Origin of the sequence: Bordetella genomosp. 5 (assembly GCF_002261315.1) — a bacterium.
Lineage (GTDB): Bacteria > Pseudomonadota > Gammaproteobacteria > Burkholderiales > Burkholderiaceae_B > Bordetella.
The window spans coordinates 170,170-185,943 of record NZ_NEVP01000010.1 but is presented as its reverse complement, the minus strand read 5'-3'; the positions used below and the strand labels follow the sequence as shown (position 1 = coordinate 185,943).

The 15,774-nt window shown below is 66.4% G+C and carries 9 protein-coding genes; 7 read left to right on the top strand and 2 right to left on the bottom strand.

The window, feature by feature from the left end:
• Positions 1-94 precede the first annotated feature (94 nt).
• Complete coding sequence (locus tag CAL25_RS16285) at positions 95-559, bottom strand: DUF192 domain-containing protein (RefSeq protein ID WP_094801896.1); 465 nt, start codon at positions 557-559, stop codon at positions 95-97.
• A 431-nt stretch (positions 560-990) separates the two neighbouring features.
• On the bottom strand, positions 991-1,236 hold the full coding sequence (locus CAL25_RS16280) for a cold-shock protein (protein ID WP_094801894.1): 246 nt from the start codon (positions 1,234-1,236) through the stop codon (positions 991-993).
• A gap of 222 nt (positions 1,237-1,458) precedes the next feature.
• Between CAL25_RS16280 and clpS the strand changes: the two genes are divergently transcribed.
• The 7 genes from clpS to CAL25_RS16245 all read left to right on the top strand — a co-directional run bounded on the left by clpS (position 1,459) and on the right by CAL25_RS16245 (position 15,524).
• Positions 1,459-1,773, top strand: coding sequence for an ATP-dependent Clp protease adapter ClpS (clpS, locus tag CAL25_RS16275; protein WP_094801892.1), 315 nt, complete (start codon positions 1,459-1,461; stop codon positions 1,771-1,773).
• Between the two features lie 175 nt (positions 1,774-1,948).
• On the top strand, positions 1,949-7,183 hold the full coding sequence (locus CAL25_RS16270) for an alpha-2-macroglobulin family protein (RefSeq protein WP_094801890.1): 5,235 nt from the start codon (positions 1,949-1,951) through the stop codon (positions 7,181-7,183).
• Complete coding sequence (gene pbpC / locus CAL25_RS16265; protein WP_094801888.1) at positions 7,138-9,363, top strand: penicillin-binding protein 1C; 2,226 nt, start codon at positions 7,138-7,140, stop codon at positions 9,361-9,363. The genes CAL25_RS16270 and pbpC overlap by 46 nt, the downstream gene beginning before the upstream one ends.
• 55 nt (positions 9,364-9,418) lie before the next feature.
• Entirely contained in the window at positions 9,419-11,728 is a 2,310-nt protein-coding gene (clpA, locus tag CAL25_RS16260) for an ATP-dependent Clp protease ATP-binding subunit ClpA (RefSeq protein WP_094801886.1), read from the top strand.
• A gap of 13 nt (positions 11,729-11,741) precedes the next feature.
• Positions 11,742-13,076, top strand: coding sequence for a paraquat-inducible protein A (locus tag CAL25_RS16255; protein ID WP_094801884.1), 1,335 nt, complete (start codon positions 11,742-11,744; stop codon positions 13,074-13,076).
• A gap of 120 nt (positions 13,077-13,196) precedes the next feature.
• The gene (locus tag CAL25_RS16250) at positions 13,197-14,861 is read left to right on the top strand and encodes an intermembrane transport protein PqiB (RefSeq protein ID WP_094801882.1); all 1,665 of its coding nucleotides are present in this window, start codon (positions 13,197-13,199) and stop codon (positions 14,859-14,861) included.
• A gap of 3 nt (positions 14,862-14,864) precedes the next feature.
• Positions 14,865-15,524, top strand: coding sequence for a PqiC family protein (locus CAL25_RS16245; RefSeq protein ID WP_094801880.1), 660 nt, complete (start codon positions 14,865-14,867; stop codon positions 15,522-15,524).
• Positions 15,525-15,774 lie beyond the last annotated feature (250 nt).

The following is a 15,774-nucleotide window of genomic DNA, read 5'->3' as shown; positions in this document are numbered from 1 at the left end:
CGCCGTTCAGGGGTGGCTCGCGCCACCTCAAAAAACAGAGGCCCGGGACATCCCGGGCCTTTGTGCGTGAAGAGCGATGGGCCGACGCGCGCGCTCAGGGCAGGCCGTCGATCTTCGAGCCCGCCTTCAGGCCATGGCGTGCGAACCAGCCCTGGGCCATCTCCAGCGCATAACGCACCGGCTTGCGCGAGCAGTGCGAGTTTTCGGTTCGCGGCGCCATATCTTCGATATTGGTCACGGTGCCGTCATCGGCGATGAACGCGATCGACAGCGGAATCAGCGTATTGCGCATCCAGAAGCACTGCATGTCCGGGGCTTCGAAAACGAACAGCATGCCTTCGTTGCCGGGCAACTCGGTGCGGCCCATCAGGCCGATCTGACGCTTCTGATCCGTATTCGCGAGCTCGGCCTGGATCACGTGGATGCCCGCCGAGAGCTGGGTCACGGGCAGGCGCGGTTGCGCGGACTGGGCCGAGGCGGCCAGCGGCAGCAGCGCGCTAGCGGCGAGAACGAGCGAACGCAGAAGAGAGCGGGCGGACGAGACGAAGGGCAGGGGCATGGTGCGGCGTAGGTGCGGGTTCGTGCGCGAGCGCGCGGGCGGCCTCATTGAACCACAAGCCCGCGTCGGATCGGTGGATTCGGGCCGGATCGAAGCGGGCCGGGGGATGCGAGGTGATCTTGCCAAGGCTGGCGAGGTGCGGCCGGCTAGGTGCGGCCGGCAAGGTGCGGCTGGCGAGGTGCGGCCGGCAAGGTGCGGCCGGCGGTACGATTTGCGGTTCGCGTGGCGGGAACCGCCGCTGCCCCCTAGAATAGAGGCTGGCGCGAGCATGTGACGCCGGTGCGGTAGGGGCGCGATTTGCGGGCGCAGCGATGGCCGGGTGGGTTTATAACCGCCGGCGTGCGTCGTGCAAATGAGAAAGGCGGGGCTCGCGCCCCGCCTCAGAGTCAATACCGGTGACGACCAGCGTGCGTATCACGCACTGCCCGGAATCAAGCCGACGTAATATTCAAAGCCTGTTTGCCCTTGGGACCTTGAATAATCTCGAAAGAGACTTTCTGGCCTTCTTTTAGGGTTTTGAACCCGTTCATCTGGATTGACGAAAAATGTGCGAAGAGATCTTCACCTCCGTCATCCGGAGTAATGAAGCCAAAACCCTTTGCATCGTTAAACCATTTGACGGTGCCCGTCGATTTAGGATTGTCCCCTTGGACAGTGGGTGCGGTCGTATCAGACATGCGGACTGCCTCATTGAATCGTATGTGGACGAAAGGGCTGTCGCCCAGCGTGCCGCCCTTCCGGGTTACGGTTGCGCTTTCAACGAGTTGAAAGGCCGCCGAATGCGTGGATAATGCGCTCCTTTTCTTTCCGTCGTCAAGTATGGAAACTACGCATTTCTGCGTGTAAGTTTGCGTAAGTATCGCGATTGAATTTGGCCGATTAAATAGAATAGCCGCCCTATGAGTTCTACCTTGGATTCCCAGAATGATGTGGTCGTGGAAAAGCAGCCGGCAAAGACCGCGCCGCCGCCCATGTACCAGGTCGTGTTGTTGAACGACGATTACACCCCCATGGAATTCGTGGTGAAGGTCCTGCAAAAATTCTTCGGCAAGAATCAAGAAGAGGCGACCCGCATCATGTTGCAGGTCCACCATGAAGGACGCGGGATCTGTGGGGTTTATCCGCGAGATCTGGCGGCCACGCGTATTGCGCAGGTCGCTCAGTACGCGCGGGCTCGGCAACATCCGTTGCAGTGTGTGATGGAACCCGTCTGAGGCCTTGTAGTTCGTGCGGCGATCGCACGTGGCAATCTGACATGCTCTACATCGGCCGCACGTTCGTGCGGCCGTTGGGCTCGTGCCTTCGGTGCGGGCCACCGGCTCTATAGCAAGACGGACGTGGCGCGAGGGGCGCGACGTCGGCGGTATCTCGTCACCATAGAGGTGTGCCTTGAGTGCAAAGAACAACAAGACCGCGATTGCGGTCGGCGCCGTAGCGATCGTTGCGGCCGCCCTTGGGTTGGGATGGTGGTTTGGACAGCAGAAGTCCGAGCCCGCGCCGGGAAGCAATCCCCCGGCGGTAACTGCTCCCGCGGCCAAGCCGCCGGGCGAGGGTGCGAGCCCCCCGGCCGCAAGCCCGGGCGCGACGCCGCCCGCGCAGGCCGATATCGGCAAACCCGACCCGTTCGCAGTGCTCTCGTGCCAGGCGCGCCAGTACAACGACTCGCTCGCGCTGGCGGTGACCTTCACCCAGCCGCTCGATCGCAAGACGACGCTGAACAAACACATCCAGGTCGTCGATAGCGGCGCCGCCAAGAAGGAAGGCGGTCCTCAGCCGGCCAGCGACTCGACCCAACCCGGCAACGTACGCGCCGCCGACACCCTGCCCAAGGGCAAGGCCGTCGAAGGCAGCTGGGTCATTGGCGACAATCCCCGCGTGGCGTACTTTCCCTATGTACAGCCGCTGCGCAACTACGCCGTCAAGGTCGCGGGCGATCTGAGCACGGGTTCGTCCAAACTGGGCGAGGCCATCCGCTGCGACGTGCCGACCGAAGCCATGCCGCCCTCGTTCTATTTCGCGAGCCGCGGCGTCGTGCTGCCGGCGGGCCAGAACGGCGGGTTGCCCGTCACGACCGTGAACATGCCGGAAGTGGACGTGCAGTTTCTGCGCGTGAATCCGCAGCGCGTGCCCGAGTTCTTCGACACGGTGCTGGGCGTCGGCCGTTCGACCGTGCGCGATAGCGACGACGAAAGCGAAGGCGCCGGCGAGGGCGAGGGCGACGAAGAGGATAGCTGGCGCTATTCCGACAACCGCAGCCTCAAGGGCCTGGTGAGCAACTGGGATCTGGACCGGCTGCACAGCCTGACCGAAAGCGCGTATCAGGGCCGATTCGTCACCGACGACAAGCCGAATCGCCGCCATGTCACGTTCCTGCCGGTCGAGGGCATCAAAGAGCTCCAGGAGCCGGGCATTTACGTGGCCGTCATGAGCCAGCCCGGCCGCTTCCGCTACGAGTATCAGGTCACGTACTTCTATGTGAGCGATATCGGTCTGCACACCCGTCGGTACCCGGACCGCACCGAGGCCTACACGGTGTCGCTCAAGTCGGGCGAGCCCGTGAGCGGCGTGCAGGTCGAGCTGGTCGACGGCGCGGGCAAGTCCCTCGCCAAGGCCGCGTCCGACGCGACCGGTCATGTCCGGTTCGACGGCAGCCACGCCAACGCGCGCGTGCTGCGCGCCTCGCGCGGCAAGGAGATGACGGTGCTGGCGCTGGGCGAACCCGCGCTCGACCTGTCGGAGTTCGACATCGGCGGGCATCCGTCGCGCAACAACAATCTATTCGTCTACTCCGGGCGCAACCTCTATCGCCCCGGCGAAACCTTCCATGTGTCGGTGTTGCCGCGCGATCCCGACGGCCGCCCGATCAAGACGGCGCCGCTGACCGCGACGCTCAAGCGTCCCGATGGCCGCACCGTCCGCACGTCGCTGTGGCAACCGCAGAAAGACACGCCCAATTATCTCGAGCAATCGATCGAGCTCCCGGCCGACGCCCAGACGGGCAGCTGGTCGCTGGAGCTGCGCGTCGATCCGGCCTCGCGCGTGCCCGACGCCGCCTGGAAATTCCAGGTCGAGGAGTTCCTGCCCGAACGCATGAAGCTCACGCTCACGTCCGAGCAGCCCGTGCTGACGTCCGACGAGCAGTGGCAGATCGACGTGCAGGGCGATTACCTCTATGGCGCGCCCGCCGCCGGCAACCGCCTGCTGTCCAGCCTGCAGATGCGTCGCGACCGTCAGGCGCTGCCCAAGCAGTGGCCGGGCTTTGTCTTCGGCGACGTGGCCGACGACAGCCGTCGCGCGTTCCAGGAGCTGCCCGAAACGGAACTCGACGCGCAGGGTCGTGCCACGCTCGACGTGGATCCCCTGACCGCCGGGACGCGTTCGCCCATGAAGGTGCGCCTGTCCGCGAGCCTGCTGGAATCGGGCGGCCGCCCGGTGGTGCGCTCGATCGAACGCAACGTCTGGCCGGCCGAGACGCTGATCGGCGTGCGCCCGCTGTTCGATAACGACGTCGCACGCGAAGGCGCGCCCGCCGGCTTCGAACTCACCCGCGTGAATACGCAGGGCGTGTCGCAGCCGGTGCAGGGGGCGCAGATGCGCCTGTACCGTGAATATCGCCAGTACTACTGGCGCTTCGACGACCAGCGCGGCTGGAACAGCGGTTACACCGAAAACGAGGACCTGGAAGATTCGCGCGTCATCGACATCGGCGAGCGCACGCCGCTGACGCTGCCGGTGCGCTATGGCCGCTATCGTCTCGAAGTGGCCGATCCCGACACCGGCGAAGTGCTGCGCTATCGCTTCTACGCCGGCTGGGGCGCCCAGGACGCCGACGCGATGGGCAATCGCCCCGACCGCGTCCAGATGAAGCTCTCGGACGTGCCGGCCAAGCCGGGCAGCACGGTCAAGCTCACGCTGACCCCGCCGCACGACGGCCAGGCGCTGATCACGGTGGAAGGCGACCGCATGCTCTGGTCGAAGTGGATCGCGGTCAAGACCGCGGGCACCGAGGTCGAGATTCCCGTGGACGCGAGCTGGAAGCGTCATGATCTGTACGTGGCGGCCACGGTGTTCCGCCCGGGCAGCCAGGGCGACCGCGTCACGCCGGCGCGCGCGCTGGGCCTGGCGTTCCTGCCGATCGACAGTGGTGACCGCAAGCTCAAGGTTGCGATTACCGCGCCGCAAAAGACCGAGCCCGAACAGAAGGTGCCGGTCAAGGTGAAGGTCGAAGGCGCCCAGAACAAGGTCGCGCACGTCACGTTGTCGGCCGTGGATGTGGGGATTCTCAACATCAACCAGTACCCGACGCCCGATCCGCTGGACTTCTTCTTCGGCAAGCATCGCTACGCCCCCGAGCTGCTCGATATGTACGGCAAGCTCATCGAGAAGATGGACGGCACGCAGGGCAAGCTGAAGTGGGGCGGCGACGCCGCCATGCGTGGCGACAGCCGCAGCCTGCCCAAGAAGGTCAAGCTGGTCGATCTGTTCTCGGGCGTCGTGCGCCTGAACGATCAGGGCGAGGCGGAGATCCCGCTGGATCTGCCCGATTTCAACGGCACGCTGCGTCTGATGGCCGTGGCCTTCACCGACGAGCAGTACGGCAGCGCCGATACCGAAATGGTCGTCGCGGCTCCCATCGTGGCCGAGCTGAATACCCCGCGCTTCATTACGCCGGGCGATCAGGCCGCCGTGGCGCTCGACCTCACCAACCTGAGCGGCGCGCCGCAGAAGATCACAGTGCGCCTGCAGGCCCTCGACCCGCTGGCGATCGCCGACAGCACGCGCACCGTCACGCTCAAGGACAAGCAACGCACCACGCTGCGCTTCGTCGCCACGACCACCGGCTCGTACGGCCTCGGCCTGATGCGTCTGACCGTGGACGGCGAGGGCGGTGCCAAGCCCGTGCACATCGTGCGCGAGTCGGTGCTGCAGGTGCAGCCGGCCTATGCCGCCGAACGCCGCGTGCGCCGCGTGCGCCTGAACCCGGGCGAGACGTGGAACGCGCCGTCTGACTGGACGGGCAGCTATTTCGCGGACTCGGTCACGATGTCCATGACGCTGTCCAATCGTCCGCCGATCAACGTGAATCGCATGATCGAAGGCCTGCTCACGTATCCGTATGGGTGCACCGAGCAGACCATCAGCGGCGCGATGCCGTGGATCGTGGTCGACGACGCCACCGCCAAGCGCTTCGGCATCAAGGCGCATCCGCAGGCCGAACGGCAAAAACGCATCGACGGCGCGCTGGCGCGCCTGTCCGGCATGCGCAACGCCGCCGGCGCGTATTCGCTGTGGGGCAACGCCTCGTCGCGCGATACCTGGCTGACCGCCTATGCGCTCGCCTTCATGCAGGACGCGCGCGACGCCGGCTTCTCCGTGCCCGACAGCTCGCTCGAACGCCCGCGCACGTGGCTGCTCGAGCAGCTGCAGCAGACCTCGCGCAACTTCGGCACCTGGTCGGCCAATCTGCGTACGGCCGTCGAAACCGGCCGCTACGACAACGTCAATACCGAGGTGCTGCGCGAGGATCATCGCCGCTTCGCCGGCCTGGCCGCGGCCGCGCTGGTGCTGGCGCGCGACGGCAAGGCGCCGCTGTCCACGGTGCGCCAGCTGTACGACGGCTACCAGGACCGTGTGCGTTCGCCGCTGCCGCTCGTGCAACTGGCCGTGGCGTTCAAGCTGATGGGCGACGAAGGCCGCATGAAGGCCGCGCTGGCCGAGGCCATGAAGCGCCCGTATGGCTTCGCCCGCCGCAACGCCTCCTACGACGATTGGCTCGGCGACTACGGCACCGCCGTGCGTGACTACGCCTTGTCGTACGCGCTGATCAATCAGTACGGGCTGACCGGTCAGGATCCGTCGCCGTTGCTCGATCAGCTCAACGGCCGCCTCGGCAGCCGCAGCTATCTGTCGACGCAGGAGCAGTACGCGCTGCTGGTCGCGGCCAAGGCCGCGGGCGGTGACCGCAACACGCCGTGGGAAGCCATGCTGCAAACGGGCGCCAGCGGTTCGCGCAACCTGACCGGCAACAGCGACCTGACCGTTCCGGTCAGCCGCGACGAAGCCGGCCTCATGCAACTGCGCAACAACGGTAGCCAGGCGCTCTTCGTCGAGTTCGACGTACAAGGCACGCCGCTCACGGCGCCCGCGCCGCGCAACGACACCATCCGGCTCAAGCGGGGCTGGTATTACCCCGACGGCCGTCCGTGGGATGGTGGCATGCTGCAGACCGGCGACATGCTGGTGGTGTGGATTCAGGCCGAAGCCAATCAGTACATCCCGGATGCGCTGATCGTGGATCGGGTGCCCGCCGGCATCGAGGTCGAAAACCTCAATCTGTCGCAGAGCCCCGATATGCGTGAATGGCAGATCGGCAAGGTGCGGGTGGCCGACGCCATGGCGAGCCCGAACCTGAAGCACCGCGAGTTCCGCGATGATCGCTATGTGGCGGCGGCGTCGCTCGGTCGTGGCCGGGTCGACATCTTCTACATGGCGCGCGTGGTGACGCCGGGTCGGTACAGCGTGCCGTCCACGGTGGCTGAAGATATGTATCGGCCCGAGATTCGTGGGGTGGGTGAGCAATGGGCCACGGTCGAGATCCGGGACCGGGCCGCGAAGCGTCCGTAACCCCGTCCGCGACACCCGCGCGGCCCCGGCGGCTCCGCCGTCTCGGGCGCGCGGTGCTGGTGCTGAGCGGCCTGGCGTTCGCCGCGCTGTGGCTGGCCGACACGCTCGACCCGCTGCCGCCGATCGGAGAGGGCGGGGCGCGCGTGGTCGTGGCCGCGGATGGCACGCCGCTGCGCAACTACCCCAGCCGCGACGGCATCTGGCGCTATCCGGTCACGCCCGACAAGGTGTCGCCGCGCTACCTCGAAACCCTGCTGACCTACGAGGATCGCTGGTTTTACTGGCATCCCGGCGTCAATCCGGCGGCGATGGCGCGCGCCGGCTGGCAGTGGATGGCCCACGGACGCATCGTGTCGGGCGGCTCCACGCTGACGATGCAGGTCGCTCGCATGCTCGATCCCGAGCTGGCCGGCCAGCCTTCGCGCAATCTGTCGGCCAAGTGGCGCCAGGTGTGGCGCGCCGTCCAGCTCGAGATGCACTACAGCAAGGACGAGATCCTGTCGCTGTACCTGAGTCACGCGCCCATGGGCGGCATCGTCGAGGGCGTGGAAATGGGATCGCGCCTCTGGCTCGGCAAACCGGCCAGCGACCTGAGCGATGCCGAGGCCGCGCTGCTGACGGCCCTGCCGCAGGCGCCGTCCCGATTGCGGCCGGACCGCCACCCGGAGCTGGCGCTGGTCGCGCGCGACAAGGTGCTGGCGCGCATGGCCGAGCGTGGCGTCTGGAGCGAGGCGCGGGTGGCCGACGCCCGCATCGAAAACGTGGTCGCGCCGCCGTTGCGGGCACGCTGGCTGGCGCCGCTGGCCGCGCAGCGCCTGCTGGCCCAGGCGCCCCGTCGCGGCCGCGACGTGGTGGCGTCCACGCTGGATGCCGACCTGCAGGCCACGGTCGAGCGCATGCTCGAAGACCGGGTCGACGCCTTGCCGCCCAAGGTGTCGATGGCGGTGCTCGTGATGGACAACGACACGCTCGAAATCAAGGCCTATGCCGGATCCGCCGATTTCGGCGACGCGAGCCGCTATGCCCACGTGGACATGGTGCGGGCGGTGCGGTCGCCCGGCTCGACCCTCAAGCCCTTCCTGTATGCCCTGGCCCTCGACGACGGCCTGGTGCATTCGGAGAGTCTGTTGCTGGACACGCCGATGTCATTCGGCGGCTACGCGCCGGGCAATTTCCAGGCGGCGTTCTCGGGCCCGGTGAGCGTGGCCCAGGGCCTGCAGCGCTCGCTGAACGTGCCCGCGGTGGACCTCCTGGATCGCATCGGACCGGTGCGATTTGCATCGGTTATGCTGGGGGCCGGCGTGCGGCTGCGGCTGCCCGCCGGCGCCTCGCCCAATCTGAGCTTGATTTTGGGCGGGGGTGGCACCACATTGGAAGAGTTGGTCGGCGCGTACCGTGCGCTGGCACGCGACGGTCTGGCCGGCGTGCCCCGGTTGTCGCCGGCCTCGCCCCGCATCGAAACCCGCGCCATGAGCGCGGGTGCCGCCTGGATCGTTCGCGATATCCTGGAGGCGGGCGGGCACCCCGACCGGCCGCTGCACCAGACCGGGACGCCGGGCCGGCAGCTCGCCTGGAAAACCGGCACCAGCTTTGGATTCCGGGATGCCTGGGCGGTGGGGGTGACGGATCAATGGACGCTCGGCGTCTGGGTGGGCCGTCCCGACGGCACGCCCAACCCCGGGTTTTTCGGCGCCAACATCGCGGCGCCGCTGTTACAGGACATCGTGGCCGCGTTGCCGGCCGGTGCGCCGCGGCAGCGTTTGCGGCCAGCCACCGTGCACGCCGTGACCACCTGCTGGCCGCTGGGCTGGCGGCTCGGCAGTTCGCCCGACGGTGCGTGCCCGCAACAGCGCGCCGCGTGGGCGCTCAACGACACGGTGCCGCCCACGTTCGCGGGCTATGCCGATACGTCGACCGGTCCGCTGCGCATCGAAGGCGTGGCGCAGGGCTCCATCCTGCGGCCGGTGCCGGGCGCGCGGGAAGTGGGCGTCGACGTGGGGGTGAGCGGTGCGAGCGGACAGGTATGGTGGTTGCTAGATGGTAGGTTATATGGGCAGGCGGAGGCCGATGTAAGACAGACCCTCGCCTTGACCCGCAACGGTCGGCATGCGCTGACCGTCATGGATGCGCAGGGCCGTTATGCCGGGCTTGAATTTGAAATCGCTGGCGTTACGCCCTGATCGGCATAGAATATGAATCGTGTACCAGACCGCTTCGGTGCGTTACGGAGGAAGCGTGATTTCCCAAGAGCTTGAAGTCAGCCTGCATATGGCATTTGTCGAGGCCCGCTCGGCCCGGCATGAATTCATTACCGTCGAGCATTTGCTGCTGTCGTTGCTTGACAACGCCTCGGCTGTCGAAGTGCTGCGCGCTTGCGCCGCCAATCTGGATGACTTGCGCCGTAACCTGCGTCAGTTCGTGACCGAAAATACCCCGGTCATCCCCAGTGGCGCCGAAGTGGATACGCAGCCTACGCTCGGTTTCCAGCGCGTGATTCAGCGCGCGATCATGCATGTATCGGCAGGCGGCACGGGCAAGAAGCCCGTTACCGGTGCCAATGTCCTGGTCGCCATCTTCGGCGAAAAAGACTCCCACGCCGTGTACTACCTGCAACAGCAGGGCGTCACGCGCCTGGACGTGGTCAATTTCCTGTCCCATGGCATTACCAAGCAGCCGCAGGAGGAGTCCTCCGCCGTGCAGCAAGAGAAGCAAGCCAGCAGCGAAGAGCAGGGCGAGTCGCGCCAGTCGCCGCTCGATCAGTACGCCACCGACCTCAACGCCGCCGCGCTGGCGGGCCGCATCGATCCGCTGATCGGTCGCGAGCACGAGGTCGAGCGTGTGATCCAGGTGCTGTGCCGCCGCCGCAAAAACAACCCGCTGCTCGTCGGCGAAGCCGGCGTGGGCAAGACCGCCATCGCCGAAGGCCTCGCCTGGCGCATCACGCGCGGCGAAGTCCCCGAGATTCTGCAGGCCGCCCAGGTCTACGCGCTCGATATGGGCGCGTTGCTGGCCGGCACCAAGTACCGCGGCGACTTCGAACAGCGCCTGAAGGGCGTGCTCAAGCAGATCCGCGGCAACCCCGACGCGATCCTGTTCATCGACGAGATCCACACGCTGATCGGGGCCGGCTCGGCCTCGGGCGGCACGCTCGACGCGTCCAACCTGCTGAAGCCGGCCCTGTCCTCGGGCCAGCTCAAGTGCATCGGCGCGACCACCTACACCGAATATCGCGGCGTGTTCGAAAAAGACCACGCCTTGAGCCGCCGGTTCCAGAAGATCGACGTGCCCGAGCCGTCGGTCGAGCAGACCGTGCAGATCCTGCGTGGCCTCAAGAGCCGCTTCGAAGAACACCATAACGTGCGCTATTCGGCCGCGGCGCTGTCCGCCGCCGCCGAGTTGTCCGCGCGCTATATCAATGATCGTCATCTGCCCGACAAGGCGATCGACGTGATCGACGAGGCCGGCGCGGCCCAGCGTCTGCTGCCGCGTTCGCGCCAGAAAAAGGTCATCGGCAAGGGCGAGATCGAACACATCGTGTCCAAGATCGCGCGCATCCCGCCGGCGTCCGTCTCCAACGACGACCGCAGCAAGCTGGCCACGCTCGATCGCGACCTCAAAACCGTCGTGTTCGGCCAGGACCAGGCCATCGAGGCGCTCGCCGCCTCGATCAAGATGGCCCGTTCCGGCCTGGGCAAGCCCGACAAGCCGATCGGCGCGTTCCTGTTCTCCGGCCCGACCGGGGTGGGCAAGACCGAGGTCGCGCGTCAGCTCGCCTTCACGCTCGGCGTGGAGCTGCTGCGCTTCGACATGTCCGAATACATGGAGCGCCATGCCGTCTCGCGCCTGATCGGCGCGCCGCCGGGATACGTGGGCTTCGATCAGGGCGGTCTGCTCACCGAGGCGATCACCAAGCAGCCGCACTGCGTGCTGCTGCTCGACGAAATCGAGAAGGCGCACCCGGATATCTTCAATATCCTGCTGCAGGTCATGGACCACGGCACGCTCACCGACAACAACGGCCGCAAGGCGGATTTCCGCAACGTCATCCTCATCATGACGACGAATGCGGGCGCCGAAACGCTGAATCGTCCGTCGATCGGGTTTGCCAACAGCCGCGCAACGGGCGACGAGATGGCCGAAATCCGGCGCATGTTCACGCCGGAATTCCGTAACCGCCTCGATTCGATCATTCCGTTCGCACCGCTGTCGCGCGACATCATCCTGCGCGTCGTCGACAAGTTCCTCATGCAGCTCGAAGATCAGCTGCACGAGCGCCGCGTCGAAGCCGTGTTCACCGAGAAACTGCGCGACTTCCTCGCCAAGAACGGGTTCGACCCGCTCATGGGCGCACGGCCGATGCAGCGTCTCATCCAGGACACGATCCGCCGCGCGCTGGCCGACGAGTTGCTGTTCGGCAAGCTGGCCGACGGTGGCAATGTCACGGTCGACCTCGACGACGAAGACAAGGTCGTGCTGAGTTTCGAGACGCCGGATAAGGCGGCGCCCAAGGCGTCCGACAAGCCGGAAGTCGAGCTGGTCGACTGAGTCCGGGCACCCCTTGAGCGACGACCGTCACTCGCTGCTCTCGTGCGAACACTGCGGCAACGTCTATCGTTGGCACGCATTGGCCCCGCGCGAGGCAGCGAGCTGTGCACGCTGCGAATCCACCCTGTGGCGCTACAGCGGGCTCACGCCCGCTAACTGGTTTGCGCTCGCGCTCGGCACGCTGATCATCTTTCTGGTCGCCAACATCTATCCGGTGGCCACCCTGACCGTGCAGGGCATGGTCAGCGACGCCACCTTCCTCGACGCGGTGGCCATCACCTGGCGCCAGGATCACTGGGCCGTGGCGATCATGACCGGCATCGTGGGATTCCTGATCCCCTTGCTGCAGATCGTGTTGCTGTTGTGGGTGCTGGGGCCGCTCGCGCGCGGGCGGCTGGCGCCGGGCTTTCGCACGGTGCTGCGTATGCTTGGCCTGGTGCGGCCCTGGAGTATGGTGCCGGTATTCCTGCTGGGCGTGGTCGTCTCCGTGGTCAAGCTGGCCGGCATGGCGTCGGTCGCGCCGGCCGTGGGTCTGCTGGGCTTCGGCTTTCTCACCATCCTGCTCACCATCATGAGCCGTCTCTCGCCGGCCGCCGTGTGGCGCATGGCCGAGCTCGAGGGCGCGACCGAAGTCCATCTTCCCGACATGAGCGGCGCGACGGTGCTGGCCGGCTGTCATGTGTGCGGTCAGGTGCAGGCCCTGTCCAGCGCCGAAGACCCTGAAGCCACGCACCATTGCCGCCGCTGCGACGCCGTGCTGCACTATCGCAAGCCCGACCACCTGGCGCGCACCTGGGCGCTGCTGCTGGCCGCGGCGGTGTTCTACATTCCCGCCAATGTCCTGCCGGTGATGAACATCACCTCGTTGCTGGGCGACGGCGCGCATACCATCCTGGGCGGCGTCGTCGAGCTCTACGAGACCGGCTCATGGGACATCGCGTTGATCGTGTTCATCGCGAGCGTGGTGGTGCCGCTCACCAAGATCCTCTCGCTGGCGTTCCTGGCTTTCACCACCCAGAACGGCAGCGCCACCAATCTGCGCCAGCGTACCCGCCTGTATCAGCTGGTCGAGTTCATCGGGCAGTGGTCGATGCTCGACGTCTTCGTGGTGATCCTGCTTGCCGCGCTGGCGGATTTCCCGGGCCTGATGCAGATCAGCGCCGCGCCCGGTGCTGCGGCCTTCGGGCTCGTGGTGGTGCTCACGATGCTCGCCGCCATGAGTTTCGACATGCGCCGGGCATGGGACGTGCAGGAGCGGTCCGAATGGGCGCACGACCATCCGCACTTTCATGAGCAGGTCCAGGCGTCGCGGCCTGCCGAGCGTTCGCCGGCGTCGCCTACGGTCTGAACGCGGCGGGACGCCGCATCCGCGCCTTTAAGGCACAATGGCATTCAATGATGTAACTGGCACAATTGCCGGAGTTGCCCATGCCCCCGGCATGCGGCGTCGTACAAAGGAAACGTGACAATGGCCGAACAGACTCCTCCTGGTGGCACCCCGGTGCACAAGGTGTCCGTCTCGAAGAAAGAACGCTCGCGCATTTCCTGGATCTGGCTCGTTCCGCTGATCGCGGCGGTGGCAGGGCTGTCGCTCGTGGTTCGCACCTGGATGCAGAGCGGCCCGGAGATCACCATCCAGTTCGAGACCGCCGAAGGGCTCGAAGTCGGCAAGACGCAGCTGCGCTACAAAGACGTGACCATCGGTCAGGTCAAGGGCATCGGTTTCAACGAAGACCGCAGCAAGGTCGTCGTCGAGGCCGAGCTCACCCGCAACGTCTCCAATCTCGCGCGTGAAGGCACCAACTTCTGGGTGGTGCGTCCGCGCCTGGGCGTGAGCGGCGTGTCCGGCCTGGGTACCCTGGTGTCGGGCGCCTACATCGGCGTCGATGCCGCCGAAGACACCGGCGAGGCGCCCGCCAAGGCCAGCAAGTTCGATTTCGTGGGGCTCGAAACCCCGCCCGCCGTCACGCACGATCGCGAGGGCAAGCGCTTCATGCTCAAGGCGCGTGACCTGGGTTCGCTCGATATCGGCTCGCCCGTCTACTACCGCCGTATCAGCGTCGGGCGGGTGGTGGGCTACTCGCTCGACCAGGACGGCAAGGCCGTCAACGTCGAGATCTTCGTCGATGCGCCCAACGACAAGTTCGTGACCAGCGGCACGCGCTTCTGGAACGCCAGCGGCGTCGATTTTTCGGTGAACGCGGAAGGGCTGAAAGTCCGCACGCAGTCGCTGGTGTCGGTGGCCATCGGCGGCATCGCGTTCGAAGACGTATCCCCGCGCAATACCGAGGTGGCCAAGGAGAACGACACGTTCGAGCTCTACACCGGCGAAGGCGTCGCCAAGGCCAACACCGATGGCGAGCCGTTCCCCGTGCGCATGCGCTTCGATCAGTCGGTACGCGGCCTGTCGGTCGGCGCGCCGATCGACTTCCAGGGCATCACGCTCGGCGACGTCACCAAGATCACGATCGACTTCGACAGCAAGACCAAGCGCTTCTTCGCCTGGGTCGACGCCACGCTCTACCCCGAGCGTCTGGGCCGTCTGTACGAAGAGATCCGCGCCGAGGCCGAAAAGGTGGGCACGGGCCATCTGGCGCCGGGCCAGGTCATGACCGTGATGGTGAAGTACGGTCTGCGCGCGCAGATGCGGTCGGCCAACCTGCTGACGGGCCAGCTCTTCATCGTGCTCGACCACTTCCCGAAGGCGCCGCCGGTGGATTACAAGCCGACCGAGCCGATGACCATCCCGACCATTCCGGGTCAGTTCGATCAGCTGCAGGAGCAGATCACCAGCATCGTCAACAAGGTCGAGAAGATCCCGTTCGAGCAGATCGGCAACGAGCTGCGCAGCACGCTCGCCAACACCTCCAAGCTCATGGGCCGCCTCGAGAAAGACGTGGCGCCCGAGGCGCAGTCGGTCCTCAAGCAGGCGCGTCAGTCGCTGTCGGCGGTCAACGAATTGCTCGCTTCGGATTCGTCGCTGCCGGTCAATACCGAGCGCGCCATGCAGGAGCTTGGCCGGGCCGCGCGCTCGCTGCGTGCGCTGTCCGATTATCTCCAGGCCAATCCCGAAGCCTTGCTGCGCGGGCGTGGGGAAGATCCCATCCCGGGCGCGGGCCCTGTCAGGAACTAATCCATGAAGTCCATTTTCTTGCGCGGTCTGTCGTATGTAGGCGTGGCGGTGACACTCGCGGCCTGCGGCTCCTCGCCCACGCCTCGCTATTACACCTTGCTGGCGCCTCAGCAGGCGGCGCCAGCGTCCACGGGCAATGCGTCGTACATGATCGAGGTGCTGCCGGTGACGGTGCCCAGTCAGGTGGATCAACCTCAGATCATGCTGCGCACGGGGGCGGGTACCGTGGCGCCGCTGTATTCGGACCGCTGGACGGGCGCGCTGCCCGACGAACTGCGCTCGGCACTGTCCGACGGCCTCACGCGCGAATTGGGCGTGCTCGACGTGCAGGTGGTGCGGCCGGCCGCGGGCGCGCCGGTGTGGCGCGTGCAGACGGATGTGCAGCGCTTCGACATGAACGACGGGGGCCCGGCCGTGCTCGACGCCACCTGGCGCGCGCGGCCGCTCAATGCGCAGGGCCGCGGACTCGTCTGCCGCACCGTGGTGAGCGTGCCGGTCGAGGGTGCGGCCGTGACCGGCCTCGTCACCGCGCAGCAGCAGGCCGCGCAATTGCTCGCCCGCACCATCGCCAGCGCGGTGCGTTCCGGCGGGCAGGACGCCCAGCCGGCGAGCGAACAGGTGAGGGTCTCCGGCTGCACCCAACTGGCGGACGGGGCCCGCTGAAGACATTTTCGGATCCGAAGGCGCGGGTAGCACCGCGCCTTTTTTATTTTGTCGACGCGTTGCCGGCTGTTCGGCCTCATTTGTCCCGTTTTGGAGCGGGGAGCGGCGGGCGAGGCGCCGTGTTGATTCCTGTTATTCCGAAGAATCTCTCTTGTTTCCATGCGGTTAACCCGAGGCACGTAAGGGTTAACCTGTATATCGACCGGGTTGCAACCTGATTAGCATACGGTGGCACCGAGGTGCTCCGGGG